This window comes from Klebsiella sp. K47 (assembly GCF_051858335.1).
Classification (GTDB): domain Bacteria; phylum Pseudomonadota; class Gammaproteobacteria; order Enterobacterales; family Enterobacteriaceae; genus Klebsiella; species Klebsiella pneumoniae.
Genome location: NZ_JBPYUI010000008.1, coordinates 31,037 through 57,897, shown reverse-complemented (window position 1 = coordinate 57,897; position 26,861 = coordinate 31,037). Strand labels below are relative to the sequence as shown.

The 26,861-nt window shown below is 58.6% G+C and carries 21 protein-coding genes; 13 read left to right on the top strand and 8 right to left on the bottom strand.

What is annotated here, in order from left to right; all coding sequences use genetic code 11:
- The first annotated feature begins 44 nt into the window (after window positions 1-44).
- From mrcB to fhuB, 5 genes are all read left to right on the top strand, one after another.
- Window positions 45-2,597, top strand: a complete 2,553-nt coding sequence (gene mrcB / locus RRF55_RS09815) for a bifunctional glycosyl transferase/transpeptidase (RefSeq protein ID WP_004213431.1) — start codon at window positions 45-47, stop codon at window positions 2,595-2,597.
- 234 nt (window positions 2,598-2,831) lie between these two features.
- On the top strand, window positions 2,832-5,039 hold the full coding sequence (fhuA, locus tag RRF55_RS09810) for a ferrichrome porin FhuA (RefSeq protein ID WP_004178624.1): 2,208 nt from the start codon (window positions 2,832-2,834) through the stop codon (window positions 5,037-5,039).
- A gap of 45 nt (window positions 5,040-5,084) precedes the next feature.
- Window positions 5,085-5,882, top strand: coding sequence for a Fe3+-hydroxamate ABC transporter ATP-binding protein FhuC (fhuC, locus tag RRF55_RS09805; RefSeq protein ID WP_002889212.1), 798 nt, complete (start codon window positions 5,085-5,087; stop codon window positions 5,880-5,882).
- The gene (gene fhuD / locus RRF55_RS09800; protein ID WP_004147133.1) at window positions 5,882-6,772 is read left to right on the top strand and encodes a Fe(3+)-hydroxamate ABC transporter substrate-binding protein FhuD; all 891 of its coding nucleotides are present in this window, start codon (window positions 5,882-5,884) and stop codon (window positions 6,770-6,772) included. The genes fhuC and fhuD overlap by 1 nt, the downstream gene beginning before the upstream one ends.
- Window positions 6,769-8,751 (top strand): Fe(3+)-hydroxamate ABC transporter permease FhuB, encoded by a 1,983-nt coding sequence (gene fhuB / locus RRF55_RS09795; RefSeq protein ID WP_004147134.1) that lies wholly within the window; start codon window positions 6,769-6,771, stop codon window positions 8,749-8,751. Before fhuD ends, fhuB begins: the two co-directional genes overlap by 4 nt.
- Window positions 8,752-8,887: 136 nt before the next feature.
- Here the strand turns inward: fhuB and hemL are convergent, their stop codons facing one another.
- Window positions 8,888-10,168: a glutamate-1-semialdehyde 2,1-aminomutase gene (gene hemL / locus RRF55_RS09790; protein ID WP_002889272.1), complete on the bottom strand. Its 1,281-nt coding sequence runs from the start codon at window positions 10,166-10,168 to the stop codon at window positions 8,888-8,890.
- A gap of 180 nt (window positions 10,169-10,348) precedes the next feature.
- On the opposite strand from hemL, the gene clcA reads away from it, so the two are divergent.
- Together clcA and erpA are read left to right on the top strand one after the other, a co-directional pair.
- Window positions 10,349-11,767, top strand: coding sequence for a H(+)/Cl(-) exchange transporter ClcA (clcA, locus tag RRF55_RS09785; RefSeq protein WP_004191940.1), 1,419 nt, complete (start codon window positions 10,349-10,351; stop codon window positions 11,765-11,767).
- 81 nt (window positions 11,768-11,848) lie between these two features.
- Window positions 11,849-12,193, top strand: coding sequence for an iron-sulfur cluster insertion protein ErpA (erpA, locus tag RRF55_RS09780; protein ID WP_002889275.1), 345 nt, complete (start codon window positions 11,849-11,851; stop codon window positions 12,191-12,193).
- Window positions 12,194-12,264: 71 nt separating this feature from the next.
- On the opposite strand, the gene RRF55_RS09775 is transcribed toward erpA, so the two are convergent.
- From RRF55_RS09775 to mtnN, 3 genes are read right to left on the bottom strand one after another with little or no spacing between them, the layout of a single operon-like run.
- Entirely contained in the window at window positions 12,265-12,888 is a 624-nt protein-coding gene (locus tag RRF55_RS09775) for a TRIC cation channel family protein (RefSeq protein WP_002889277.1), read from the bottom strand.
- Between the two features lie 36 nt (window positions 12,889-12,924).
- The gene (btuF, locus tag RRF55_RS09770; protein WP_002889279.1) at window positions 12,925-13,725 is read right to left on the bottom strand and encodes a vitamin B12 ABC transporter substrate-binding protein BtuF; all 801 of its coding nucleotides are present in this window, start codon (window positions 13,723-13,725) and stop codon (window positions 12,925-12,927) included.
- Complete coding sequence (gene mtnN / locus RRF55_RS09765; RefSeq protein WP_002889282.1) at window positions 13,718-14,416, bottom strand: 5'-methylthioadenosine/S-adenosylhomocysteine nucleosidase; 699 nt, start codon at window positions 14,414-14,416, stop codon at window positions 13,718-13,720. Before mtnN ends, btuF begins: the two co-directional genes overlap by 8 nt.
- 83 nt (window positions 14,417-14,499) lie before the next feature.
- Here mtnN and dgt point away from each other — a divergent pair, with 83 nt between their 5' ends.
- The 3 genes from dgt (at window position 14,500) to cdaR (ending at window position 18,906) form a co-directional block, all read left to right on the top strand.
- Window positions 14,500-16,014, top strand: a complete 1,515-nt coding sequence (dgt, locus tag RRF55_RS09760; RefSeq protein ID WP_032414543.1) for a dGTPase — start codon at window positions 14,500-14,502, stop codon at window positions 16,012-16,014.
- A gap of 134 nt (window positions 16,015-16,148) precedes the next feature.
- Complete coding sequence (gene degP, locus RRF55_RS09755) at window positions 16,149-17,582, top strand: serine endoprotease DegP (protein WP_004145870.1); 1,434 nt, start codon at window positions 16,149-16,151, stop codon at window positions 17,580-17,582.
- Between the two features lie 166 nt (window positions 17,583-17,748).
- A complete protein-coding gene (gene cdaR / locus RRF55_RS09750; RefSeq protein ID WP_002889289.1) occupies window positions 17,749-18,906 on the top strand; it encodes a DNA-binding transcriptional regulator CdaR in 1,158 nt (385 codons plus the stop codon).
- Window positions 18,907-19,024: 118 nt separating this feature from the next.
- Here cdaR and RRF55_RS09745 read toward each other — a convergent pair whose 3' ends face one another.
- The 4 genes from RRF55_RS09745 to map form a co-directional block, all read right to left on the bottom strand.
- Complete coding sequence (locus RRF55_RS09745) at window positions 19,025-19,411, bottom strand: DUF3461 family protein (protein WP_002889292.1); 387 nt, start codon at window positions 19,409-19,411, stop codon at window positions 19,025-19,027.
- Between the two features lie 107 nt (window positions 19,412-19,518).
- Window positions 19,519-20,343 (bottom strand): 2,3,4,5-tetrahydropyridine-2,6-dicarboxylate N-succinyltransferase, encoded by an 825-nt coding sequence (gene dapD, locus RRF55_RS09740; RefSeq protein WP_002889295.1) that lies wholly within the window; start codon window positions 20,341-20,343, stop codon window positions 19,519-19,521.
- A 30-nt stretch (window positions 20,344-20,373) separates the two neighbouring features.
- Window positions 20,374-23,037 carry a bifunctional uridylyltransferase/uridylyl-removing protein GlnD gene (gene glnD, locus RRF55_RS09735; protein WP_439419121.1) on the bottom strand — a complete coding sequence of 888 codons (2,664 nt, stop codon included), beginning with the start codon at window positions 23,035-23,037 and terminating at the stop codon, window positions 20,374-20,376.
- 57 nt (window positions 23,038-23,094) lie between these two features.
- The gene (map, locus tag RRF55_RS09730) at window positions 23,095-23,889 is read right to left on the bottom strand and encodes a type I methionyl aminopeptidase (RefSeq protein ID WP_011977676.1); all 795 of its coding nucleotides are present in this window, start codon (window positions 23,887-23,889) and stop codon (window positions 23,095-23,097) included.
- 322 nt (window positions 23,890-24,211) lie between these two features.
- On the opposite strand from map, the gene rpsB reads away from it, so the two are divergent.
- The 3 genes from rpsB (at window position 24,212) to pyrH (ending at window position 26,784) form a co-directional block, all read left to right on the top strand.
- Complete coding sequence (rpsB, locus tag RRF55_RS09725; RefSeq protein ID WP_002889299.1) at window positions 24,212-24,937, top strand: 30S ribosomal protein S2; 726 nt, start codon at window positions 24,212-24,214, stop codon at window positions 24,935-24,937.
- Window positions 24,938-25,056: 119 nt separating this feature from the next.
- A complete protein-coding gene (gene tsf / locus RRF55_RS09720) occupies window positions 25,057-25,908 on the top strand; it encodes a translation elongation factor Ts (RefSeq protein ID WP_004151930.1) in 852 nt (283 codons plus the stop codon).
- Between the two features lie 150 nt (window positions 25,909-26,058).
- Entirely contained in the window at window positions 26,059-26,784 is a 726-nt protein-coding gene (pyrH, locus tag RRF55_RS09715; protein ID WP_002889306.1) for a UMP kinase, read from the top strand.
- Window positions 26,785-26,861 lie beyond the last annotated feature (77 nt).

Here is a 26,861-nt window from a genome sequence, read left to right as displayed (position 1 = left end):
ATTGAGAATCAGGCCTTTGCGCCTGAACGTTGCGGAGAAAAAGCATGGCGGGAGATGACCGCGAGCCTATCGGACGTAAGGGAAGACCCTCACGTCCGACTAAACAGAAAGTCACCCGTCGCCGGGTCCGGGAAGAGGACTACGACGACGAGTATGATGACGATGATTATGAGGATGAGAAACCGGTGCCGAGAAAAGCCAAAGGCAAAGGTGGCAAGCCTCGTCGGAAGCGCAGCTGGCTGTGGCTGCTGGTCAAGCTGGGGATTGTCTTCGCGGTGCTGATTGCCGCCTATGGCGTCTACCTCGACCAGAAAATCCGCAGCCGCATTGACGGTAAAGTCTGGGAGCTGCCGGCCGCGGTCTATGGCCGGATGGTCAACCTTGAGCCGGACATGCAGATCAGCAAAAACGAGATGGTGCGTCTGCTCAACGCCACGCAGTATCGCCAGGTCAGCGCGATGACGCGCCCCGGCGAATATACCGTGCAGGCTAACAGCATCGAGATGATCCGTCGTCCGTTCGATTTCCCGGACAGTAAGGAAGGGCAGGTGCGCGCGCGTCTTACTTTCGACGGCGACCATCTTGAGACCATCGAGAATATGGATAATAACCGCCAGTTCGGTTTCTTCCGCCTCGATCCGCGCCTTATCACCATGCTGCAGTCGCCGAACGGCGAGCAGCGCCTGTTCGTGAAGCGCAGCGGCTTCCCCGATCTGCTGGTGGATACCCTGCTGGCGACCGAAGACCGCCACTTCTATGAGCACGATGGGATCAGTCTCTACTCCATCGGCCGCGCGGTGCTGGCGAACCTGACGGCAGGCCGAACGGTGCAGGGGGCGAGTACCCTGACCCAACAGCTGGTGAAAAACCTGTTCCTCTCCAGCGAACGCTCCTACTGGCGTAAAGCCAACGAAGCGTATATGGCGCTGATCGTCGACGCCCGCTACAGCAAGGATCGCATCCTTGAGCTGTATATGAACGAGGTGTACCTCGGCCAGAGCGGCGATAACGAAATTCGCGGCTTCCCGCTGGCCAGCCTGTATTACTTCGGCCGTCCGGTGGAAGAGCTGAGCCTCGACCAGCAGGCGCTGCTGGTGGGGATGGTGAAAGGGGCGTCGGTCTATAACCCGTGGCGTAACCCGAAACTGGCCCTTGAACGACGCAATCTGGTGCTGCGTCTGCTGCAGCAGCAGCAGGTTATCGACCAGGAGCTGTACGACATGCTCAGCGCCCGTCCGCTGGGCGTGCAGCCGCGCGGCGGGGTGATTTCACCGCAGCCGGCGTTTATGCAGATGGTTCGTCAGGAACTGCAGGCGAAGCTGGGCGATAAAGTGAAAGATCTTTCCGGCGTGAAGATCTTCACCACTTTCGACTCGGTGGCGCAGGATGCGGCGGAAAAAGCGGCCTCCGAAGGGATCCCGGTTCTGAAGAAACAGCGTAAGCTGGCAGACCTGGAAACCGCCATGGTGGTGGTTGACCGCTTCACCGGCGAAGTGCGGGCGATGGTCGGCGGCGCGGAGCCGCAGTTCGCCGGTTATAACCGCGCGATGCAGGCCCGCCGATCGATTGGTTCTCTGGCCAAGCCGGCGACCTATCTGACCGCGCTGAGCCAGCCGAATCAGTATCGCCTGAATACCTGGATCGCCGATGCGCCGGTGACGATTCGCCTGTCCAACGGTCAGACGTGGTCCCCGCAGAACGACGATCGTCGTTTCAGCGGTCAGGTGATGCTGGTCGATGCCCTGACTCGCTCGATGAACGTCCCGACGGTTAACCTCGGGATGGCGCTGGGCTTGCCGGCGGTAGTCGATACCTGGACTAAACTGGGGGCGCCGAAGAATCAGCTCAACGCGGTGCCGTCGATGCTGCTTGGCGCGCTGAACCTGACACCGATTGAAGTGGCCCAGGCCTTCCAGACCATCGCCAGCGGTGGGAACCGTGCGCCGCTTTCCGCGCTGCGGTCAGTGATTGCCGAAGATGGCACTGTGCTCTACCAGAGCTATCCGCAGGCGGAGCGCGCGGTGCCTGCCCAGGCGGCCTACATGACGCTGTGGACTATGCAGCAGGTGGTGCAGCGCGGTACGGGGCGTCAGCTGGGGGCGAAGTATCCGGGCCTGCATCTGGCGGGGAAAACCGGGACCACCAACAATAACGTCGATACCTGGTTCGCCGGCATCGACGGTAGTCAGGTGACCATCACCTGGGTGGGGCGCGACAATAACCAGCCGACCAAACTGTACGGCGCCAGCGGCGCGATGTCGATTTACCAGCGCTATCTGGCGAACCAGACGCCAACGCCGCTGGTGCTGACGGTGCCGGAAGACGTGGTTGATATGGGCGTGGACAGCAACGGCAACTTCGTCTGCAGCGGCGGTATGCGTTCGCTGCCGGTCTGGACCACGCAGCCGGATGCGCTGTGCCGTCAGGGCGAAATGATGCAACAGCAGCAGTTGCAGCAACAGGAAGCGAAAAATCCGTTTAATCAGTCCGGGCAGCAGCAGCCGCCGCAGCAGCAACAGCAGCAACAGCCGCCGAAGCAGCAGGAAAAGAGCGACGGCGTCGCGGGCTGGATCAAGGATATGTTCGGCAGTAACTGATTTTGACCGCACGACCAGACCCCTTAATACGAAAGTATTAAGGGGTTTTTTTATGCCTGTAAAAAAGTTAACGGCTCTTTAACTCCATAATAACTATCTGGTTATTAATTCAGCCTTCGACCGGCGGCGACAGGCATATCGCTTGCCTTGCCTTCGACGTTTCGCCTATTATATCGCCCGTCATAATAATAATTCTCGTTTACGTTATCATTCACTTTCATCAGAGATATACCCATGGCGCGTCCAAAAACTGCTCAGCCAAATCACTCGCTGCGTAAAGTCGCAGCTGTAGTAGCCACGGCGGTTAGCGGCATGTCTGTCTACGCACAGGCAGCAGAACAACCGAAGCAAGAAGAAACCATCACCGTCGTTGCCGCCCCGGCCGCCCAGGAAAGCGCCTGGGGACCGGCGCCGACTATCGCGGCAAAACGCTCCGCCACGGCGACCAAAACCGATACCCCGATTGAAAAAACGCCGCAGTCTGTGTCGGTGGTGACGCGCCAGGAGATGGAGATGCGCCAGCCGACGACGGTAAAAGAGGCGCTCTCCTATACGCCCAGCGTCTTCTCCACTCGCGGCAGTTCGACCACCTATGACGTGGTCACCATTCGCGGCTTCACCACCTCGACGACCGTCAACACCAACCAGTATCTGGACGGCATGAAGCTGCAGGGGAATAACTACTCTGAAGTCTCCATGGATCCTTACTTCCTCGAGCGTGTGGAAGTGATGCGCGGGCCAACCTCGGTGCTGTACGGCAACAGCAACCCGGGCGGTATCGTCAGCATGGTCAGCAAGCGCCCGACTACCGAGCCGCTGAAAGAAGTGCAGTTTAAGATGGGCACCGACAATCTGTGGCAGACCGGGTTTGACTTTAGCGACGCCATTGATGATGCCGGCGTTTGGTCGTATCGCCTGACCGGCCTTGGCCGCAGTCAGGATGCCCAGCAGCAGATGGCGAAATCGACTCGCTACGCGGTGGCGCCCTCCTTTAGCTGGCGTCCGGACGATAAAACCGACTTCACCTTCCTGAGCAACTTCCAGAATGACCCGGATGCGGGCTACTACGGCTGGCTGCCGCGCGAAGGCACCGTGGTGCCGTATTACGACGCCAACGGTAAGGCGCACAAGCTGCCGACCGATTTCAACGAAGGCGAGTCCGATAATAAAATCTCCCGCCGCCAGAAGATGGTGGGCTACAGCTTCTCCCATCAGTTCGATGACACCTTTACCGTGCGGCAGAACCTGCGCTATGCCGATGTGCATACGCTCTATCGTTCGGTATACGGCAACGGCTATGTCGCGCCGGGCTACATGAATCGCGCCTACGTGCGCTCCGACGAGCACCTGAACACCTTCACCGTCGATACCCAGCTGCAGTCTGATTTCGCCACCGGCGCGGTCAGCCATACGCTGCTGACCGGCGTGGACTACTCGCGGATGCGTAACGATGTGGATGCCGACTACGGGACGGCGGATCCTATCAGCATGAGCAATCCGCAGTACGGCAATCCGAATATTCAGGTCACCTTCCCGTACGCGGTCCTCAACCGGATGGAGCAGACCGGCCTGTACGCGCAGGATCAGATGGAGTGGGATAAATGGGTGATGACCCTGGGCGGCCGTTACGATTACGCCACGACCTCAACGTTAACCCGCGCCACCAACAGCCTGGCGGAGAATCACGACCAGCAGTTCAGCTGGCGCGGCGGCATCAACTACCTGTTCGATAACGGCATCTCTCCGTACTTCAGCTACAGCGAATCGTTTGAACCGGTATCGGGTTCCAACAGCCGCGGCCAGCCGTTCGATCCGTCGCGCGGTAAGCAGTATGAAGCCGGCGTGAAATACGTGCCGAAAGATATGCCGGTGGTGGTCACCGCGGCGGTCTATCAGCTGACCAAAGACAAGAACCTGACGGCTGATCCGGCTAACCAGGCGTTCAGCATCCAGACCGGCGAGATCCGCTCCCGCGGCCTTGAGCTGGAGGCGAAGGCGGCGGTGAACGCCAATATTAACGTCACCGCAGCCTACAGCTACACCGATGCGGAGTACACTCACGATACGGTGTTCAACGGCAAACGTCCGGCGGAAGTGCCGCGTAACATGGCCTCCCTGTGGGCGGATTATACCTTCCACGAAACCGCGCTGAGTGGTCTGACGATTGGGGCCGGGGCGCGCTATATCGGTTCAACGGTCAGCTACTACAAAAATGACACCAGCACCGGTAAGAAAAATGATGCCTTTAGTGTGGCCGGTTATGCGCTGATGGATGCGACGGTGAAATACGATCTGGCGCGCTTTGGCCTGCCGGGATCGTCGGTCGGCGTCAACGTCAACAACCTGTTCGACCGCGAATATGTCTCCAGTTGCTACAGCGAATACGCCTGCTACTGGGGCGCCGGACGTCAGGTCGTCGCCACCGCCACCTTCCGTTTCTAACCACCTACGGGCGCGGTTCGCCGCGCCCTCTATCAGGTTATCGCTATGCAGGAACAGACTCCGCACGCAGAAACCACCTTCGCGCTGGATCGCGTCACTTTCCGTGTGCCTGGCCGCACATTGCTCCATCCGCTCTCGCTCACCTTCCCGACCGGAAAAGTCACAGGCCTGATCGGCCATAATGGCTCCGGCAAGTCGACGTTACTGAAAATGCTTGGCCGTCATCAGCCGCCCTCCGCAGGCGAAGTGCTGCTGGACGGGCAGCCGCTGGAGAGCTGGGGCAGCAAAGCCTTTGCCCGCAAAGTGGCCTATCTGCCGCAGCAGCTGCCGCCGGCCGAAGGTATGACGGTGCGCGAGCTGGTGGCGATCGGCCGCTATCCATGGCACGGCGCGCTGGGTCGCTTTGGCGCAGCGGACCGTGAGAAAGTAGAAGAGGCGATTGCGCTGGTGGGGCTGAAGCCGCTCGCTCATCGTCTGGTGGACAGCCTCTCCGGCGGTGAACGCCAGCGGGCGTGGATCGCCATGCTGGTGGCGCAGGACAGTCGCTGCCTGCTGCTCGATGAACCCACCTCGGCGCTGGATATTGCTCATCAAGTCGATGTTCTGGCGCTGGTGCATCGTCTCAGCCAGCAGCGCGGCCTGACGGTGATCGCCGTCCTGCACGATATTAATATGGCGGCCCGCTATTGCGACTATCTGGTGGCCCTGCGCGGCGGAGAAATGATTGCTCAGGGGACGCCGGCGGAACTGATGCGCAGCGACACTCTGGAACAGATCTACGGCATCCCGATGGGGATCCTGCCACACCCGGCCGGTGCGGCGCCGGTAAGCTTTGTCTATTGATGATGAACCCAACTCTGATAACCCGACGCCGCCTGCTGATCGCGATGGCGCTCTCGCCGCTGCTGTGGCAGATGCGCGGCGCGCAGGCGGCCGACGTCGACCCGCAGCGCGTGGTCGCCCTGGAGTGGCTGCCCGCGGAGCTGCTGCTGGCGCTCGGCGTGACGCCCTATGGCGTGGCCGATATTCCCAACTATCGCTTGTGGGTGAACGAACCCGCGCTGCCCGACTCGGTGATCGATGTTGGTCTGCGTACCGAACCCAACCTTGAACTGCTGACGCAGATGAAACCGTCGTTTATCGTCTGGTCGGCGGGCTACGGCCCGTCGCCGGAGAAGCTGGCGCGTATCGCGCCCGGCCGCGGTTTCACCTTCAGCGACGGCAAACGGCCGCTGGCGATGGCCCAGCGTTCGCTACTGGAAATGGCCGATCTGCTGGGCAAAACGCAGCAGGCGAAGCGCCATCTGGCGGAGTTCGACGCGCTGATGGAGAGCCTGCGTCCGCGTTTTGCCGGGCGCGGCGATCGTCCGCTGCTGATGATCTCTCTGCTCGATCCCCGCCACGTGCTGGTGTTTGGCGAAAACTGCCTGTTCCAGGAGGTGCTTGATCGCTTTGGTATTAAAAACGCCTGGCACGGCGAAGCGGCATTCTGGGGAAGCGTTAGCGTTGGCATCGACAGGCTGGCGGCATTTAACGAAGCCGATGTCATCTGTTTCGACCATGGCAATGAGCGAGATATGGCTCAACTGCTGGCGACGCCGCTATGGCAGGCGATGCCCTTCGTGCGCGCGGGCCGCTTCCAGCGCGTTCCGGCGGTTTGGTTCTACGGCGCGACGCTGTCAGCGATGCATTTTGCCCGCGTGCTGGCTGATGCCCAGGGGAGTCCGGCATGAATACGCGTCTCTCGCCGTTAGCTATTATCCTGCTGGCCGGGCTGCTGGGCGTCGCCTTCGCGCTGAGCATCGTCAACCTCAATGTCGCCTTGCCCTATGCGCAGTGGCGGCAGGCGCTGTGGCAGCCGGATGTCGATGATATTGCCCAAATGCTGTTTCATTACAGTTTGTTACCGAGACTGGCTGTTGCGCTGCTGGTGGGCGCCGGGCTGGGACTGGTTGGTGTCCTGTTCCAGCAGGTGCTGCGTAATCCGCTGGCGGAACCGACCACCCTTGGCGTCGCCACCGGCGCGCAGCTGGGGATAACGGTCACCACGTTATGGGCTATTCCCGGCGTGCTGGCGTCGCAATTCGCCGCGCTGGCCGGGGCCTGTCTGGTGGGCGCGCTGGTGTTTGGCGTCTCGTGGGGCAAGCGCCTGTCGCCGGTAACGCTGATCCTGGCGGGGCTGGTGGTCAGCCTTTACTGTGGCGCGCTTAACCAGCTGATGGTGATTTTCCATCACGACCAGCTGCAAAGCATGTTCCTGTGGAGCACCGGGACGCTGACGCAGACCGACTGGAGCGTGGCGCAGCGCCTGTGGCCGCAGCTGCTTGGCGGGGCAATACTCACCTTGCTGCTGCTGCGGCCGCTGACCCTGATGGGGCTCGATGACGGGGTGGCGCGTAACCTCGGGCTGGCGCTGTCCCTGGCGCGCCTCGGCGCCCTGACGCTGGCGATCGTCATCAGCGCGCTGCTGGTGAACGCGGTAGGGATTATCGGCTTTATCGGCCTGTTCGCGCCGCTGCTGGCGAAAATGCTTGGCGCCCGTCGGCTGCTGGCGCGGCTGCTGCTGGCGGCGCTGATCGGCGCGCTGCTCCTGTGGCTTTCCGATCAGGTGATCCTCTGGCTGAGCCGGGTATGGCGGGAAGTCTCCACCGGCTCGGTCACCGCCCTGATTGGCGCGCCGCTGCTGCTGTGGCTGCTGCCGCGGTTGCGCAGCATCAGCGCCCCGGTGATGAACGGCGGCGATAATGTGCAGCCTGAGCGCTATCATGTGCAATGGTTTGTTCTCGCAGGCGTCGCGTTGCTGCTGCTGGCGGTGAGCGTGGCGCTGGCCTTTGGTCGCGATGCCCACGGCTGGCTGTGGGCCCACGGCGATCTGCTGGAGCAACTGCTGCCCTGGCGCTGGCCGCGGGTGCTGTCGGCGCTGTTCGCCGGGGTCATGCTGGCGGTCGCCGGCTGTATTATCCAGCGCCTGACCGGCAACCCGATGGCCAGCCCGGAAGTGCTGGGCATCAGCTCCGGCGCGGCTTTTGGCGTGGTGCTGATGCTGTTCTTCGTGCCTGGCGACGCCTTTGGCTGGCTGCTGCCGGCCGGCAGCCTTGGCGCGGCGGCCACCTTGCTGATCATTATGCTCGCCGCCGGGCGCGGCGGCTTCTCGCCGCATCGGATGCTGCTGGCGGGGATGGCGCTGAGCACCGCCTTCACTATGCTGCTGATGATGCTGCAGGCCAGCGGCGATCCGCGTATGGCGCAGATCCTGACGTGGATCTCGGGGTCGACATATAGCGCGACGCCGGAGAGGGTGGTGCGTAGCGGCGCGGTAATGCTGGCGCTGCTGGCGCTGGCGCCGCTCTGTCGTCGCTGGTTAACCATCCTGCCGCTGGGCGGGGAGGCGGCGCGAGCGGTGGGCATGGCGCTGACGTCATCGCGGATTGTTCTGCTGCTGCTGGCGGCCTGCCTGACGGCGGCGGCGACGCTGACCATCGGCCCGCTGAGCTTTGTCGGGCTGATGGCGCCGCATATCGCGCGGATGATGGGCTTCCGGCGAACCCTACCGCATATGGTGATTTCAGGGCTGACTGGCGGGCTGCTGCTGGTCTTCGCCGACTGGTGCGGACGGATGATGATGTTCCCGTATCAGATCCCGGCGGGGCTACTGTCGACCTTTATCGGCGCGCCTTACTTTATTTATTTGCTGAGAAAGCAGAGTCGCTAACGGTCCTGGATGGCTTCAACATCCCCGGTGGCGCTATCGCTTACCGGGGCTACAGCGCTGTGCGATTTGGTAGCCCGGATAAGGCGCAATGCGCCTCCTCCGGGAAAATCCCTGCGCCACCAGGCATTCAAGCACCTTACAGCTTGGCAAATACCCGACGCGCGGCGTCGATGGTGTTGTCGATATCTTCTTCGCTGTGGGCCACGGACATAAAGCCGGCCTCAAACGCTGACGGCGCCAGGTACACGCCTTCCTCCAGCATCAGATGGAAGAAGCGCTTGAAGCGTTCAACGTCGCACTTCACCACGTCCTGATAGCAGGTGACGGTTTCGGCATCGGTAAAGAAGATGCCGAACATGCCGCCGACGTTATTGACCACCAGCGGGATCCCGGCGTCACGTGCCGCATCCAGCAGGCCTTGCGCCAGCTGGTTAGTCAGTTCAGTCAGGGTTTCATGGACCCCCGGCTGCGCCACTTCGTTCAGGCAGGCGAAGCCAGCCGCCATGGCGATCGGGTTGCCGGAGAGGGTGCCCGCCTGATAGACCGGACCGGTGGGAGCCAGGGCATCCATCACCTCACGGCGGCCGCCGAAGGCGCCTACCGGCATCCCGCCGCCGATGATTTTCCCCAGACAGGTCAGATCCGGCTCCACGCCGTAGTAAGCCTGAGCGCCTGCCAGCGCCACGCGGAAGCCGGTCATCACTTCGTCGATAATCAGCAGGGCGCCAAATTCGTCGCACAGGGCGCGCAGGCCCGGCAGGAATTCCGGCTGCGGCGGAATGCAGTTCATATTTCCGGCCACCGGCTCGACGATGATGCAGGCGATCTCCTGCGGATACTGCTCGAACGCCGCGCGCACCGAGGCGAGGTCGTTATAAGTGCAGGTCAGGGTATGTTTGGCGAAATCGGCCGGGACGCCCGGCGAGTTCGGCTGGCCGAGGGTCAACGCGCCGGAACCGGCTTTCACCAGCAGGCAGTCGGCATGGCCGTGGTAGCAGCCTTCGAACTTAATGATTTTGTCGCGTCCGGTGAAGCCGCGCGCCAGGCGAATGGCGCTCATGGTGGCTTCGGTACCGGAGTTCACCATCCGCACCATATCCATGGTCGGCACCAGCTCGGTCACCAGGGCCGCCATTTTCACTTCCATTTCGGTCGGCGCGCCAAAGCTCAGGCCGCGGGATGCCGCCTCGATCACCGCATTGCGGATAGCCGGGTGGTTGTGGCCCAGCACCATCGGACCCCAGGAACCGACATAATCGATATAGGCTTTCCCATCCACGTCATAGAGGTAAGCGCCATCCGCGCGTTCGATAAACAGCGGTGTGCCGCCGACGCCGGTGAAAGCGCGCACCGGCGAGTTAACGCCGCCGGGGATCAGTTCGCGCGCAGCGTGGTACAGATTTTCAGATTTGCTCATGGCCAGGGTCCTGGTTCGTGAAAAATGTTTTATCGGCTATTCTAAGTTATTCCAGGATGGTTATGAAAGTTTTGCCCAATTGAAACAATGTGCCGCAAGGGCATTTTTTTGACGACGCAGCGCGCCGGGACGGCTAAAATGCCGCTCTCTTCATTTGTATTACCAATAATTGATAACGGCATGAAAGCAGAAACTCCCTCTTTTGAAGCACATCAGTTTGTGCGGGTGCGTCGCGGCGATGCGGTGCGCCGTCTGATTCAACGCGATAAAACGCCGCTGGCGGTGCTGTTTATGGCGGCAGTGGTCGGCACGCTGGCGGGGCTGGTGGGCGTCGCCTTTGAAAAGAGCGTGAACTGGGTGCAGAACCAGCGGATCGGCGCGCTGGCGCAGGTGGCGGACCACTGGTATCTGGTCTGGCCGCTGGCGTTTATCCTGTCGGCGCTGCTGGCGATGGTCGGCTATTTTCTGGTGCGTCGCTTTGCGCCGGAGGCCGGCGGCTCCGGGATTCCGGAAATTGAGGGCGCGCTGGAGGAGCTGCGGCCGGTGCGCTGGTGGCGCGTGCTGCCGGTGAAATTCGTTGGCGGCATGGGGACCCTTGGCGCCGGGATGGTGCTGGGTCGTGAAGGACCGATGGTACAGCTTGGCGGCAACATTGGGCGCATGGTGCTGGACGTTTTCCGCATGCGCAGTCCGGAAGCGCGGCATACGCTGTTGGCGACCGGTGCGGCGTCGGGGCTTTCGGCGGCCTTTAATGCGCCGCTGGCCGGTATTCTGTTTATCATCGAAGAGATGCGCCCGCAGTTCCGCTACAATCTGATCTCCATTAAAGCGGTGTTTACCGGCGTGATCATGTCGAGCATTGTGTTTCGCATTTTCAACGGCGAAGCGGCGATCATTGAGGTGGGTAAACTAAGCAACGCCCCGGTAAATACCCTATGGCTGTATCTGGTGCTGGGCATGCTGTTTGGCTGCTTTGGCCCGCTGTTTAATTTTCTGGTGCTGCGCACTCAGGATCTGTTCCAGCGCATCCACGGCGGCAACATCAAAAAATGGGTGTTTATTGGCGGATTAATCGGCGGGCTCTGCGGTCTGCTGGGGCTGATGCAGCCCTCCGCGGTGGGCGGTGGCTTTAACTTGATCCCTATCGCCGCTGCCGGTAACTTCTCCGTCGGACTGCTGCTGTTTATCTTTATTGCCCGCGTGGTGACCACGCTGATCTGCTTCTCTTCCGGCGCGCCAGGGGGCATTTTCGCGCCTATGTTGGCGCTCGGCACGCTGCTGGGCACGGCGTTCGGCATGGCGGCTATTCCGCTGTTTCCGGCCTACCATCTCGATGCCGGCACCTTCGCGATTGCCGGTATGGGGGCGCTGCTCGCCGCCTCGGTGCGTGCGCCGCTGACCGGGATCGTGCTGGTGCTGGAGATGACCGATAACTATCAGCTCATTTTGCCAATGATTATTACCTGCCTTGGCGCAACACTACTGGCGCAATTCCTCGGCGGTAAGCCTTTGTATTCGACCATTCTGCAGCGTACTCTGGCGAAGCAGGAAGCCGAGCAGGCGGCAAAAGCGCAGCAGGCTCCCCGGGAGAATACTTGAACGATTTACCAGGGTATTAGATAATGGCTCAAAAGGTCCGGTTATTCTTTAACCGGCCGGAAGTATCAATGGGAGCAGAAAATGAGTGATGACGTAGCGTTGCCGCTGGAGTTTACCGAAGCCGCAGCCAATAAAGTAAAACACCTGATTGCGGATGAAGATAATCCGAACCTGAAACTGCGCGTGTATATCACCGGCGGCGGTTGCAGCGGTTTCCAGTATGGCTTCACCTTTGACGATCAGGTGAACGAAGGGGATATGACCATTGAGAAACAGGGCGTCGGCCTGGTGGTTGACCCGATGAGCCTGCAGTATCTGGTCGGCGGCTCGGTCGACTATACCGAAGGGCTGGAAGGTTCGCGCTTTATCGTGACCAATCCGAACGCGAAAAGCACCTGCGGCTGCGGCTCCTCGTTCAGCGTTTAAAGCGAGTTCTCCCCCAGCGGGAGGGAGCAAACCCTAAAAACGGTAACCTTAAGGTTACCGTTTTGCTTTTATTACCGACCGTTATCGTCCAGGGCAAACGTCGGCAGCTTCAGATGCCAGCGAATAGCCGCCAGACGAATTACCAGGGTGACCACCATCCCCATCATTGCCGAATTCTCCAGCGGGAGATGAAAGGTGTCGTGTGCCGTGGCGTGGACAATACCGCCGACGATACAGGCGGTGGCGTAGATTTCGGTACGCAGAATCATAGGAATTTCCCGCGCCAGCACGTCGCGAATAATCCCGCCGCCGACGCCGGTCACCACCCCCATGCACACCGCGACCAGCGGGCCGCTGCCAGCGAGAAAAGCTTTATTGACGCCAATGCCGACAAACACCGCCAGACCGACGGCATCAAGAACGGGCAGGATCCATTTCGGCAGCCGGCGAGGCTGGCGGACCAGCAGGATGGTCAGCATGCTGGTGACCATCGCCACCACCAGATCGGTGGGATCTTTGACCCAGAATACCGGGCCATTCGCCAGCGCCATGTCGCGGATGGTCCCGCCGCCTACCGCCGTCACTACCCCTAACACCAGCACGCCGAATGGGTCCATACGCAGTTTTCCGGCCAGCAGTACGCCGGAGATCGCGAAGACAGCTGTGCCAATAATATCCAGCCAATAGACAAGCATCGTTGATTCCCACTGAACATCCGGTGTGCCGGATGATTATTTTACCTGGTCAAGCGCCGCACAAAGTTGTTTGGCGGCGAGGATAATACGTGGGCCGGCGCGTTCAAACCAGTCGCTGTGTAACGCAATCAACGAAATGGTGAGCTGATGTTGCCAAAAGCGCTGCGCTTCGGCAATGCGGCTGGCATCCCCGGTCACCACGATCGCCTGCGGCTGGCGGGCCAGCACCTGTTCGCGGCTCACCTGCGGCCAGGGAACGCGGCTGGTGGCGAAGATATTCTCGCCGCCGCAAAGCCTTAGCACCTGATCCTGAATCGAACCGGGGCCGCTGGTGAACAGCGGTGCGGAGCCGAACTGCAGGAAGACGCGTTTCTTCGGCGCGTTGGCATAGCGCGCTTTCAACGCATCGTATTCCTGCTGCATCGCCTGCGCCGCCTGCTGCGCTTTTTCCGGCTGCGGGCTCCACTGCGCCAGCTCACGCAGGGTAGCGATGATCTCTTCTATGGTCGAGGTCTGTACCCACAGGACGTGAATACCCAGAGACTGCAGCTGGTTAACCTGGCGTTCGGCATTGCCCCCGCGCCAGGCCAGCACCACGTCTGGCTTGAGCGCCACGATGCGTTCCAGGTTCATTCCCTGCCAGCTGGCAACCTGTTCGATCGTTTTGGCCTGCGAAGGATAATCGGAATAGCTGCTGACGCCGACCGGCGTGATCCCGGCGGCAAAGGCCAGTTCGGTATTGGCGGGGGAGAGGGTGATCACCCGCGGCGCGGCCAGCAGCCACGCCGGGGCGAGTAACAGCAGCGCGGCAAGCGCGAAGGATAGCGACTTAGCCACGTGCCAGGTTCTGTACCAGATTCTCCACCATCAGGGTGGACTGTCTGGCGGCGACCGCAAGGAACTCCTCAAAGCTGAGGTGGGACTGCTGGTCGGCCACGTCGGAGATAGCGCGAACCACCACGAAGGGAACCTTAAAGTTATGGCAGACGTGGGCGATGGCGGTCGCTTCCATTTCCACGGCGATCGCCTGCGGGAAATTATGGCGGATCTTCGCCAGACCGACAGAGCCGTTAATGAAGGCATCCCCGCTAACGATGAGGCCGCGAACGGCGTTGAGATCTAACGCTTTAATGCAGCTCTCTGCGGCGGCCACCAGTTTTTCATCCGCCTTAAAACCCGCCGGGCAGCCAGGGAGCTGGCCGTATTCATAGCCGAAGGCGGTGACGTCGGCGTCGTGGTAGCGCGCTTCATCGGAGACGACGATATCGCCGACCTTCAGCGTCGACGCCAGGCCGCCGGCAGAACCGGTATTAATGATCACGTCAGGCTGGCAGCGCTCCAGCAGCAGGGTCGCGCCCATCGCCGCCGCTACTTTTCCGATACCAGACTTCAGCAGAGCGACGTCAACGCCGTGAAGTTGGCCGGTATAGATTTCGCTTCCGCCAATGGTGATGGTCTGGCGGTTTTCGATTTTGTCGCGCAGAAGGGTAACTTCCTCTTCCATAGCGCCAATAATGCCAATTTTCATAGATTTACTCGCGATGTGTCAGGTTTAGTTGCATAGTCTATCATGCGCTTAAGGGGAAGCGTATTGCTCGCGCGGGAGAGGCTATGGCAAAGATTGATTTTCGCAACAAGATAAACTGGCGTCGACGCTTCCGTTCGCCGCCGCGGGTGGAGACGGAGCGCGACATCCTGCGGATCTTTGAAAGCGATCGGGGACGGATCGTCAACTCGCCGGCAATCCGCCGCCTGCAGCAAAAAACTCAGGTCTTCCCGCTCGAGCGCAACGCGGCGGTGCGCACTCGCCTGACCCACTCGCTGGAGGTGCAGCAGGTGGGGCGCTATATCGCCAAAGAGGTGCTGAGCCGGCTGAAAGAGCTGAGGCTGCTGGAAGAGTATGGCCTGGAAGAGCTGACCGGGCCATTCGAGAGCGTGGTGGAGATGGCCTGCCTGATGCACGATATCGGCAATCCCCCGTTTGGCCATTTTGGCGAAGCGGCGATTAACGACTGGTTCCGTCAGCGCCTGGCGCCCGGCGATGCGCTCGGGCAGCCGCTGACCGACGATCGCTGCGAAGTGCAGGCCTTACGCCTGCATGACGGAGAGACATCGCTTAATGCGCTGCGCCGTAAAGTGCGCCAGGATCTCTGCAGCTTTGAGGGCAACGCGCAGGGCATTCGTCTGGTCCATACGCTAATGCGTATGAACCTGACCTGGGCGCAGGTGGGATGTATCCTGAAATATACTCGTCCGGCGTGGTGGTCTGAGGAGACGCCGGCCAGCCACAGTTATTTAATGAAGAAACCTGGCTATTATTTAGCCGAAGAAGAGTATGTCGCGCGTTTGCGTAAAGAACTGGATCTCGCGCCTTACAATCGGTTTCCATTAACCTGGATTATGGAGGCTGCGGATGACATCTCATATTGCGTCGCGGATCTCGAGGACGCGGTGGAAAAACGTATTTTTAGCGCAGAACAGCTCTATCAGCATCTTTACGACGCCTGGGGCAGTCATGAAAAAGGCTCGTTATTTTCGCAGGTAGTAGAAAATGCCTGGGAGAAATCGCGAGCCAATTATCTGAAGCAGAGCGCGGAAGATCAGTTTTTTATGTATTTGCGGGTGAATACGCTGAATAAGCTGGTGCCCTACGCGGCGCGCCGATTTATTGACAACCTGCCGGCAATCTTCACGGGGGACTTTAATCATGCGTTGCTGGAGGACGACAGCGATTGCAGTCAGCTACTGGAGCTCTATAAAAATGTGGCGATAAAACAGGTCTTTAGCCATCCGGATGTTGAGCAGCTGGAATTGCAGGGCTACCGGGTGATCAGCGGCCTGTTGGATATCTATCAGCCGCTGCTGAAATTATCGCTGGAGGATTTCAGCGAATTAGTAGCGCAGGAGCGGGTACGACGTTTACCCATTGCCTCCCGGCTGTATCAGAAACTTTCGACCCGTCACCGGCTGGCCTATGTTGAAGCGGTAAATAAACTGGCGCGTACGGCGCCCGAATTTGCGCTGATGGAATACTATTATCGCTGCCGTCTGATTCAGGACTATATCAGCGGGATGACGGATTTGTATGCGTGGGATGAATATCGGCGACTCATGGCGGTGGAATAGGCTGGAGTTTTGTAAAGATGGACAATAAATTTTTACTTTTTCCAGAAACTTAATTCCGGAACTTAGCGTTATAAAATGACTCTGATAGTCACGTACACAGCAACTTTCGTTACCTGATATTGAGATTGAAACTGATGAAAAAAACCACGTTAGCAATGAGTGCACTGGCTCTGAGTTTAGGTCTGGCGTTGTCCCCGCTCTCTGCGAGCGCGGCAGAAACGGCATCTTCGGCCACTAATGCACAGCAGATGCCAAGCCTGGCCCCGATGCTGGAGAAGGTGATGCCGTCGGTGGTGAGCATTAACGTTGAAGGTAGCACCACCGTTAATACCCCACGGATGCCACGTAACTTCCAGCAGTTCTTTGGCGATAATTCGCCGTTCTGCCAGGATGGTTCTCCTTTCCAGAGTTCGCCGTTTTGCCAGGGCGGCGGACAGGGCGGTCAGCCTGACGGCGGCCAGCAGCAGAAATTTATGGCGCTGGGCTCCGGCGTCATCATTGATGCCGCCAAAGGGTATGTGGTGACCAACAACCACGTCGTGGACAACGCCACCACGATTAAGGTTCAGCTGAGCGATGGCCGTAAGTTTGATGCCAAAGTCGTCGGCAAAGATCCGCGCTCTGATATCGCGCTGATTCAGATTCAGGATCCAAAAAACCTGACGGCGATTAAGCTTGCCGACTCCGATGCGCTGCGCGTCGGTGATTACACCGTGGCTATCGGCAACCCGTTCGGTCTGGGCGAAACCGTGACCTCCGGGATTGTCTCCGCGCTGGGCCGTAGCGGCCTCAACGTGGAAAACTACGAAAACTTTATCCAGACCGATGCGGCGATTAACCGCGGGAACTCCGGCGGTGCGCTGGTGAACCTCAACGGCGAGCTGATCGGTATCAACACCGCCATTCTGGCGCCGGACGGCGGCAACATCGGTATCGGTTTTGCTATCCCGAGCAACATGGTGAAAAACCTGACCGAGCAGATGGTGAAATATGGCCAGGTGAAACGCGGTGAGCTCGGCATTATGGGCACCGAACTGAACTCTGAGCTGGCGAAAGCGATGAAAGTCGATGCCCAGCGCGGGGCCTTCGTCAGCCAGGTAATGCCAGGTTCGGCGGCCGCGAAAGCGGGCATTAAAGCCGGCGATGTCATCACCTCCCTCAACGGGAAAGCGATCAGCAGCTTCGCCGCGCTGCGTGCCCAGGTCGGCACCATGCCTATCGGCAGCAAAGTTGAGCTTGGTCTGCTGCGCGACGGCAAACCGGTGACCGTGACCGTCGAACTGCAGCAGAGCAACCAGACCCAGGTTGACTCCAGCACCATCTTCAACGGGATTGAAGGGGCGGAAATGAGCAATAAGGGTCAGGATAAGGGCGTGGTGGTCAATAATGTGAAAGCCGGTACCCCGGCGGCACAGATTGGCCTCAAGAAAGGCGACGTCATCGTCGGGGCGAATCAGCAGCCGGTGAAAAACATCGCCGATCTGCGGAAAATCTTCGACGCCAAACCGTCCGTACTGGCGCTGAACATTCAGCGCGGCGACGCCTCTATCTATCTGCTGTTGCAGTAACCGCCAGCGCTCGCTTCCCAGCCCCTTCCCTCGCCGAGGGCAGGGGCTTTTTTCGTTCTGTGACCGCCCCCACAACTCCACATATCTCACCCCGGCTTAGTGCAAATGCACAATGCAGCGCGACGATGACTCTTTTATGCTGGTGCCCAGCAAAGGGGAGGACTACATGGCTGGCTGGCATCTTGATACCAAAATGGCGCAGGATATTGTGGCGCGGACCATGCGCATCATCGATACCAATATCAACGTGATGGATGCCCGCGGGCGGATCATCGGCAGCGGCGATCGGGAAAGGATTGGTGAATTGCACGAAGGCGCGCTGCTGGTCCTCTCCCAGGGGCGGGTGGTGGATATCGACGACGCGGTCGCTCGCCATCTGCACGGGGTTCGCCAGGGGATTAACCTGCCGCTGCGCCTGGAGGGGGAGATCGTCGGGGTGATCGGCCTGACCGGCGAGCCGGAGTCGCTGCGAAAATATGGCGAGCTGGTGTGCATGACAGCAGAGATGATGCTGGAGCAGTCGCGGCTGATGCATCTCCTGGCCCAGGACAGCCGTCTGCGCGAAGAGCTGGTGATGAACCTGATTCAGGCGGAAGAGCATACCCCGGCGCTGAACGAATGGGCTCAGCGTTTAGGCATCGATCTCAATCAGCCGCGCGTGGTGGCGATGATTGAGGTAGACAGCGGTCAGCTCGGCGTGGACAGCGCGATGGCGGAACTGCAACAGTTACAGAACGCGCTGACCACCCCCGATCGCAATAATCTGGTGGCCATTGTCTCGCTCACGGAAATGGTGGTGCTGAAACCGGCGCTGAACAGCTTTGGCCGCTGGGACGCTGACGATCACGTCCGGCGCGTCGAGCAGCTTATCGCCAGGATGAAAGAGAATGGCCAGCTGCGCTTTCGCGTGGCGCTGGGCAACTTCTTCACCGGCCCAGGAAGTATCGCCCGCTCTTACCGTACCGCACGGACGACAATGATGGTTGGCAAGCAGCGGATGCCGGAGAGCCGCAGTTATTTCTATCAGGATCTAATGCTGCCGGTGCTGCTTGACAGCCTGCGCGGCGGCTGGCAGGCCAATGAGCTGGCCCGTCCGCTGGCGCGTTTGAAGGCCATGGACAACAACGGGCTGCTGCGGCGGACGCTGCAGGCGTGGTTTCGCCATAACGTGCAGCCGCTGGCGACGTCAAAGGCGCTGTTTATTCATCGCAATACGCTGGAGTACCGGTTGAACCGTATCTCGGAGCTGACCGGCCTGGATCTCGGTAGCTTTGACGACAGGCTGCTGCTGTATATCGCGCTGCAGCTGGACGAACAACGCTAAGACGTGGAGGCAAAAAAATGCCGGGCAGCGACGCGCCATACCCGGCCTGGACGATGCATGCTGTCTGGAGTGGATAGAGACCACCAGCCCGGCCAGGCAACGCGCCGCCGGGATGCTCTTACTTACGGGTGAGCTTTTCCAGATCGGCTTCGATTTCGCTGATCTTATTGGTGACCACGCTTTCCAGATGGCGTAAATCGTCGAGGATTTTACGCTTGAGATCGATTTCAGTGCGATCGCGCTGGCAGATCTGATCTAACTCGTCGATAACGTAGCGCAGATTGGGGCTGATCTCCTGGACCTCTTTGTAGCCCTGGCCGACGCCGTCGGCGACGACGGTTTTGCGCTGACGCGGATATTTGAACTTCACGCTCTTGGCGAAGAATTCGCCTTTGTCTTTCTGAAAATAGATTTTCAGAATGTCGTTGTTAGCTTCCTGCCGCAGGCTATAGCGATCGATCTCATCAGGGTTGGTAATGCCAAGACTTTTCAGATTATCGTACATAACGGTACCTTTGATAGCATCATAACCATTGAATAATTAACGAAAAAATCCATTTTCGCCAGCATCAAATATAAAAAAAGCGGGATATCTCCCGCTTTTTATTTGCTTTAGTCGATGGTGCGCAGCAGTTCGTTAATGCCGACCTTGCCGCGGGTTTTGGCATCGACTTTCTTCACAATCACCGCGCAGTACAGGCTGTATTTACCATCTTTCGACGGCAGGTTGCCTGAGACCACCACCGAGCCAGCCGGTACGCGGCCGTAGAAGACTTCGCCGGTTTCGCGATCGTAGATTTTGGTGCTCTGACCGAGGTAAACGCCCATGGAGATGACGGAGCCTTCTTCGACAATCACCCCTTCAACCACTTCAGAGCGCGCGCCGATGAAGCAGTTATCTTCGATGATGGTCGGGTTCGCCTGCAGCGGCTCCAGTACGCCACCGATGCCGACACCGCCGGACAGATGCACGTTTTTACCGATCTGCGCGCAGGAGCCGACGGTGGCCCAGGTATCAACCATGGTGCCTTCGTCAACGTAGGCGCCGATGTTAACGTAGGACGGCATCAGCACAGTGTTGCGGGCGATGAACGCGCCCTGGCGCACGGCGGCCGGCGGCACCACGCGGAAACCTTCTTTCTGAAAACGCGCTTCGTCGTAGTCAGCGAATTTCATCGGCACTTTATCGAAGTAGCGGCTTTCCGCACCATCGATAACCTGGTTATCGTTAATACGGAAAGAGAGCAGTACCGCCTTCTTCAGCCACTGATGCGTCACCCACTGACCGTCGATCTTCTCAGCGACGCGCAGCGCGCCGGAATCAAGAAGGGCGATAACCTGGTTAACCGCTTCGCGGGTCACGGTATCCACATTAGCCGGCGTAATGTCGGCGCGACGCTCGAAAGCGGACTCAATAACGTTCTGTAACTGCTGCATTGTTTCTTTCCATTCACTAAAAAAAATACGTCACCCTTTATCGTTTGGATTGAGGGCCGCTGTCAACCGTTGTTGCACTTCTTGTTGCAGCTCATTATTAAGGGCACGCCGGTCGGCGGTGGCGATTATAAATAAATCTTCTACTCGCTCACCAATTGTCGTAATTCGCGCCCCGTGAAGCGATATCCCGAGGTCGGCGAACACCTGCCCGACGCGGGCGAGCAGCCCGGGCTGGTCGAGCGCTATCAGCTCCAGAAACGATTTTCGGTCGGTATGGGTCGGCAGGAAATTCACCTCGGTGTCCACGGAAAAATGGCGTAGCTTTGCCGCCTGACGACGCGGGGCCGGAGGCTGCCAGCTGCGCTGAGTGATGGTCTGCTCCAGCCCCTGGCGGATCGCCTCGTGGCGGTCGGCGGAAAGGGGGCTGCCGTCGGGCTCAAGGACGATAAAGGTATCCATCGCCATACCGTCGCGGGTGGTGAAGATCTGCGCGTCGTGGACGCTGAGGTTGCGACGGTCAAGTTCGCCACACACCGCGGCGAACAGGTAAGGGCGATCCGGGCTCCAGATAAAAATCTCCGTACCGCCGCGGGTGGCCTGCGAGCTCAGCAGGATCATCGGTTTATTCAGATCGTGGCGCAGCAGGTTGCGGGCGTGCCAGGCGAGCTGCGTCGGCGTATGTCGCACGAAATAGTTGGCGCGGCAGCGGTTCCAGATCTGATGCAGCGCCTCTTCATTAATATTGTCCATCCGCAGCAGGGCCAGCGCCTGCAGCTGATGGTGACGCACTCGTTCGCGCATGTCCGGGGTGCTTTGCATGCCGCGACGCAGCTGCTTCTCGGTGGCGAAATAGAGTTCACGCAGCAGGCTCTGCTTCCAGCTGTTCCATAAGGTTTCGTTGGTGGCGCAGATATCGGCGACGGTCAGACACACCAGATAGCGCAGACGATTTTCCGTTTGCACCTCCTCGGCGAACTGCTTAATCACCTCCGGATCCTGAATATCGCGCCGCTGGGCGGTGACCGACATCAGCAGGTGGTGACGCACCAGCCAGGCGACCAGCTGCGTTTCGCGCGAGTTCAGCCCGTGCAGCTCGGCAAACTTCAGCACATCCTGCGCGCCGAGGATCGAGTGGTCGCCGCCGCGCCCTTTGGCGATGTCGTGGAACAGGGCGGCAATTAAGATCAGCTCCGGGTGCGTTAAGCGCGGCCACAGCTCCACGCACAGCGGGTGGCGGCTGCGGGTTTCTTCTTTGGCAAAGCTTTCCAGCTTGAGCATCACCCGGACGGTGTGTTCATCGACGGTGTAGGCGTGAAACAGGTCGAACTGCATCTGGCCGACGATATGCGACCACTGCGGCATATAGGCCCACAGTACGCTGTGGCGATGCATCGGCAGCAGCCCGCGACTTACCGCCCCCTGATGGCGCAGCATACTAAGAAAGAGCGTGCGCGCCTCCGGGATATAGCACAGCGGCTGGGTGAGATGACGGCGGGCGTGGCGCAGATGGCGCAACGTCGTTGAGTAGATGCCGGTGATGGTGCTGTTGCGCACCATGATATAAAACATGCGCAGAATGGCCTGCGGTTCGCGAATAAACAGCGTGTCGTCACGCAGATCGATAAGGGTGCCGCGCAGCTGGAAATCATCATCGATCGGGCGTGGTTTTTCATCCTCGGTCAGGGCGAGGATAGCCTCCTCAAACAGCTGAAGCAGCATCTGATTCAGCTCGCTCACCCGGCGGGTAACGCGGAAGAAGTCCTTCATCATATGCTCAATCGGCTGGTTGCCGTCGCCTTCATAGCCTAGCCGGCGGGCCACGCTGAGCTGGCGGTCGAAAAGCAGACGGTTGTCATAGCGCGTGAGTTCGAGATGCAGCGCGAAACGGATGCGCCACAGCTGATGCAGACACTCATTGAGTTCATTGCGCTCGGCTTCGGTCAGAAAGCCGAAGCCGACCATCTCATCCATTGAGGTGGCGCCGAAATGGCGGCGAGCCACCCACTGTAGCGTATGGATATCGCGCAAGCCGCCGGGGCTGCTTTTCACGTCCGGCTCGAGGTTATAGCTGGTGCCATGATAGCGCTGATGACGGACGTTCTGCTCTTCGACCTTGGCGGCGAAGAACTTTTCCGATGGCCAGAAGCCGTCGCTAAAAATATGTTTTTGCAGTTCAAGGAACAGCGCGACGTCGCCGATCAGCAGGCGCGATTCGATTAAGTTGGTGGCAACGGTCAGATCCGAGAGACCTTCCAGCAGGCACTCTACGAGGGTGCGTACGCTGTGGCCTACCTCCAGCTTGACGTCCCACAGCAGGGTGAGCAGTTCGCCGACTTTTTGCGCCTGGTCGTCCGGCAGTTTTTTACGACTGAGGATCAGCAGATCGACGTCTGAGAGCGGGTGCAGTTCGCCACGGCCATAGCCGCCGACGGCGACCAGCGCCAGGTCGCTGACGGATTCAAAACCGCAGGCGATCCATAATCGCTGCAGCAACTGGTCGATAAATTCGGTGCGCGCCGCGATGAGCTGCTCCGCGACGATGCCGGAGTCAAACGCCTCGCCCAGCCAGTGCTGGAAGGTATCGATGTGCGCCTTGATTGCGGCACAGTTCAGATCGCCCTGGGGCCAACTCACCGGGTGTTCCGGCGGGACGGGCAGGAGAGGGGAGGCTGTGTCAGGTAATGAGTTGCTCATCGCGTCACCATAAGAAAAAACTATCTAATAAAAAAGCCGGCGGGCGCCGGCTTTTCATCATTCATCGTGCGAGATTATCGCCGGGATGGTGTCATCCTTGCGTAGCGTCAGAATTTCGCAGCCGTTGTCTGTCACCACAATAGTATGCTCGTACTGCGCAGACAAGCTCCGGTCTTTGGTTTTCACCGTCCAGCCGTCTTTCATGCTGCGGATCTCTTTTTTACCGGCGTTGACCATCGGCTCGATGGTGAAGGTCATGCCTGGTTTGAGTACGACGTTGGTCTCCGGCGAATCGTAGTGCAGAACCTGAGGTTCTTCATGGAACCCGCGGCCGATGCCGTGGCCACAGTACTCACGCACCACGGAGAAACCTTCGGCTTCCACAAATTTCTGGATCGCCGCGCCGATCGCGCGCAGGTTGATGCCTGGCTTCACCATTCTCAGCGCCAGGTACAGGCTTTCCTGAGTGATGCGGCACAGGCGCTCGCCGAGAATCGTCGGTTTGCCGACGATAAACATTTTGGAGGTATCGCCATGGAAATCATCTTTAATGACGGTCACGTCGATATTGACGATATCGCCATCTTTCAGCAGCTTGCCGTCATCAGGGATACCGTGACAGACCACTTCATTGACCGAAATGCAGACGGATTTCGGATAGCCGTGATAGCCGAGGCAGGCGGAAATGGCCTTCTGCTCGTTAACGATATAGTCGTTACAGATGCGGTCCAGTTCGCCGGTGCTGACGCCCGGTTTGACGTAGGGTTCGATCATTTCCAGCACTTCGGCGGCCAGGCGGCCGGCAACGCGCATTTTTTCGATGTCTTCAGATGTCTTAATAGAGATAGCCATGGAGTATGTCCAGCAGTGTCGATATTTTCGACAATAATAGAGTAAGTCCTGTCAATGGTAACAGTCCGGGCAGGCTGGTGCCAAACTGAGAATCATTAACAGCACGCGACGTCAACAAGAGTTGGTGTCTGGATGGATTTTGTGGTATAAAGCGCGCCGGACTTCCGTTCCATCTCAGATACACAAGGATGGACGTAAGCGACATAGCTCACTTTGTGTAATAACACACACGTATCGGCACATATTCCGGGGTGCCCTTCGGGGTCGGTAATATGGGATACGTGGAGGCATAACCCCAATTTAATCTATAGAGGTTTTAAACATGGCAACTGTTTCCATGCGCGACATGCTCAAGGCTGGTGTTCACTTCGGTCACCAGACCCGTTACTGGAACCCGAAAATGAAGCCTTTCATCTTCGGCGCGCGTAACAAAGTTCACATCATCAACCTTGAGAAAACCGTACCGATGTTCAACGAAGCTCTGGCTGAACTGAACAAGATCGCTGCTCGTAAAGGTAAAATCCTTTTCGTTGGTACTAAGCGCGCTGCAAGCGAAGCGGTAAAAGACGCTGCTCTGAGCTGCGATCAGTTCTTCGTGAACCATCGCTGGCTGGGCGGTATGCTGACTAACTGGAAAACCGTTCGTCAGTCCATCAAACGTCTGAAAGACCTGGAAACTCAGTCCCAGGACGGTACTTTCGACAAGCTGACCAAGAAAGAAGCGCTGATGCGCACTCGTGAGCTGGACAAGCTGGAAAACAGCCTGGGCGGTATCAAAGATATGGGCGGCCTGCCGGACGCACTGTTCGTTATCGACGCTGACCACGAGCACATCGCTATCAAAGAAGCAAACAACCTGGGCATCCCGGTATTTGCTATCGTTGATACCAACTCTGATCCGGACGGCGTAGACTTCGTTATCCCGGGTAACGACGATGCAATCCGCGCAGTAAGCCTGTACCTGGGCGCTGTTGCTGCTACCGTTCGTGAAGGTCGCTCTCAGGACCTGGCTTCTCAGGCGGAAGAAAGCTTCGTAGAAGCTGAATAATAAGGTTTAAGCCCTTATTAGTACCGTGTATGAATAGGGGCCCATTATCGGCCCCTTTTTTCAATTTACGCTGTTTGGCCGTTGGCCGGGCAGTATCCACATCTCCCGAGGATTTTAGAATGGCTGAAATTACCGCTTCCCTGGTAAAAGAGCTGCGCGAACGTACTGGCGCAGGCATGATGGATTGCAAAAAAGCGCTGACTGAAGCGAATGGCGACATCGAGCTGGCAATCGAAAACATGCGTAAATCCGGCGCGATCAAAGCGGCGAAGAAAGCAGGCAACGTGGCTGCTGACGGCGTGATCAAAACCAAAATCGAAGGCAACTACGGTTACATTCTGGAAGTTAACTGCCAGACTGACTTCGTTGCTAAAGATGGTGGTTTCCAGGCATTTGCCGACAAAGTACTGGACGCCGCTGTTGCAGGTAAAATCTCCGACGTTGAAGTTCTGAAAGCGCAGTTCGAAGAAGAACGTGTTGCGCTGGTTGCTAAAATCGGCGAGAACATCAACATCCGTCGTATCGCTGTTCTGGAAGGCGACGTTCTGGGCAGCTACCAGCACGGTGCGCGTATCGGCGTTCTGGTTGCCGCTAAAGGCGCTGACGAAGAGCTGGTTAAGCAGCTGGCAATGCACGTTGCTGCAAGCAAGCCGGAATTCGTTAAGCCGGAAGACGTGTCTGCTGAAGTGGTAGAGAAAGAGTACCAGGTTCAGCTGGACATCGCGATGCAGTCCGGTAAGCCGAAAGAAATCGCAGAGAAAATGGTTGAAGGCCGCATGAAGAAATTCACCGGCGAAGTTTCTCTGACTGGTCAGCCTTTCGTTATGGAGCCGAGCAAATCTGTTGGCCAGCTGCTGAAAGAGCACAACGCTGACGTGACTGGCTTCATCCGCTTTGAAGTGGGCGAAGGCATTGAGAAAGTTGAGACTGACTTTGCAGCAGAAGTTGCTGCGATGTCCAAGCAGTCTTAATTTTTAAAAAAAGGAGCCGCCTGAGGGCGGCTTCTTTTTGCGCCCATTTTGTAAATTCAGCCAACTGCTTATAGTGGCCGCGCTGAAATGCGACATACAATGTCGCCGGAATTAACACATCTCATTCGTTGACAGTCTCAGGAAAGAAACATGGCTACCAATGCAAAACCCGTCTACAAACGTATTCTGCTGAAATTAAGTGGCGAAGCGCTGCAGGGCTCAGAAGGCTTCGGTATTGATGCAAGCATACTTGACCGCATGGCTCAGGAGATCAAAGAGCTGGTTGAGCTGGGTATTCAGGTTGGCGTAGTAATTGGTGGCGGTAACCTGTTCCGTGGTGCTGGTCTGGCGAAAGCGGGTATGAACCGCGTTGTGGGCGACCACATGGGCATGCTGGCAACGGTCATGAACGGCCTCGCAATGCGTGATGCGCTCCACCGCGCCTATGTGAACGCTCGTCTGATGTCCGCCATTCCGCTGAACGGCGTATGCGACAACTACAGCTGGGCAGAGGCGATCAGCCTGCTGCGCAACAACCGCGTAGTGATCCTCTCCGCTGGTACCGGCAACCCGTTCTTTACCACCGATTCCGCAGCCTGCCTGCGCGGTATCGAAATTGAAGCCGATGTGGTGCTGAAAGCCACTAAGGTTGACGGCGTATTCACCGCTGACCCGGCAAAAGATCCTTCTGCCACCATGTACGATCAGCTGACCTACAGCGAAGTTCTGGAAAAAGAGCTGAAAGTCATGGATCTGGCGGCCTTCACCCTGGCGCGTGACCATAAATTACCGATTCGCGTCTTCAACATGAACAAACCTGGCGCCCTGCGTCGCGTGGTGATGGGCGAAAAAGAAGGCACATTGATCACGGAATAATTCCCGTCAGCGCCAAATCCGGGTAATATTCCGCTTTACTTTCGCGGGGATATTGCCCGGTGATTTTCATTAAATCT

What these genes read in the sequence shown, in the direction of transcription:
- glnD (WP_439419121.1), bottom strand. Translation starts at nt 23,037, where the DNA reads ATGAGCAACTCATTACCTGACACAGCCTCCCCTCTCCTGCCCGTCCCG.
- map (WP_011977676.1), bottom strand. Translation starts at nt 23,889, where the DNA reads ATGGCTATCTCTATTAAGACATCTGAAGACATCGAAAAAATGCGCGTT.
- cdaR (WP_002889289.1), top strand. Translation starts at nt 17,749, where the DNA reads ATGGCTGGCTGGCATCTTGATACCAAAATGGCGCAGGATATTGTGGCG.
- RRF55_RS09745 (WP_002889292.1), bottom strand. Translation starts at nt 19,411, where the DNA reads ATGTACGATAATCTGAAAAGTCTTGGCATTACCAACCCTGATGAGATC.
- pyrH (WP_002889306.1), top strand. Translation starts at nt 26,059, where the DNA reads ATGGCTACCAATGCAAAACCCGTCTACAAACGTATTCTGCTGAAATTA.
- degP (WP_004145870.1), top strand. Translation starts at nt 16,149, where the DNA reads ATGAAAAAAACCACGTTAGCAATGAGTGCACTGGCTCTGAGTTTAGGT.
- fhuA (WP_004178624.1), top strand. Translation starts at nt 2,832, where the DNA reads ATGGCGCGTCCAAAAACTGCTCAGCCAAATCACTCGCTGCGTAAAGTC.
- rpsB (WP_002889299.1), top strand. Translation starts at nt 24,212, where the DNA reads ATGGCAACTGTTTCCATGCGCGACATGCTCAAGGCTGGTGTTCACTTC.
- hemL (WP_002889272.1), bottom strand. Translation starts at nt 10,168, where the DNA reads ATGAGCAAATCTGAAAATCTGTACCACGCTGCGCGCGAACTGATCCCC.
- erpA (WP_002889275.1), top strand. Translation starts at nt 11,849, where the DNA reads ATGAGTGATGACGTAGCGTTGCCGCTGGAGTTTACCGAAGCCGCAGCC.
- dgt (WP_032414543.1), top strand. Translation starts at nt 14,500, where the DNA reads ATGGCAAAGATTGATTTTCGCAACAAGATAAACTGGCGTCGACGCTTC.
- clcA (WP_004191940.1), top strand. Translation starts at nt 10,349, where the DNA reads ATGAAAGCAGAAACTCCCTCTTTTGAAGCACATCAGTTTGTGCGGGTG.
- RRF55_RS09775 (WP_002889277.1), bottom strand. Translation starts at nt 12,888, where the DNA reads ATGCTTGTCTATTGGCTGGATATTATTGGCACAGCTGTCTTCGCGATC.
- mtnN (WP_002889282.1), bottom strand. Translation starts at nt 14,416, where the DNA reads ATGAAAATTGGCATTATTGGCGCTATGGAAGAGGAAGTTACCCTTCTG.
- fhuD (WP_004147133.1), top strand. Translation starts at nt 5,882, where the DNA reads ATGATGAACCCAACTCTGATAACCCGACGCCGCCTGCTGATCGCGATG.
- fhuB (WP_004147134.1), top strand. Translation starts at nt 6,769, where the DNA reads ATGAATACGCGTCTCTCGCCGTTAGCTATTATCCTGCTGGCCGGGCTG.
- dapD (WP_002889295.1), bottom strand. Translation starts at nt 20,343, where the DNA reads ATGCAGCAGTTACAGAACGTTATTGAGTCCGCTTTCGAGCGTCGCGCC.
- fhuC (WP_002889212.1), top strand. Translation starts at nt 5,085, where the DNA reads ATGCAGGAACAGACTCCGCACGCAGAAACCACCTTCGCGCTGGATCGC.
- mrcB (WP_004213431.1), top strand. Translation starts at nt 45, where the DNA reads ATGGCGGGAGATGACCGCGAGCCTATCGGACGTAAGGGAAGACCCTCA.
- tsf (WP_004151930.1), top strand. Translation starts at nt 25,057, where the DNA reads ATGGCTGAAATTACCGCTTCCCTGGTAAAAGAGCTGCGCGAACGTACT.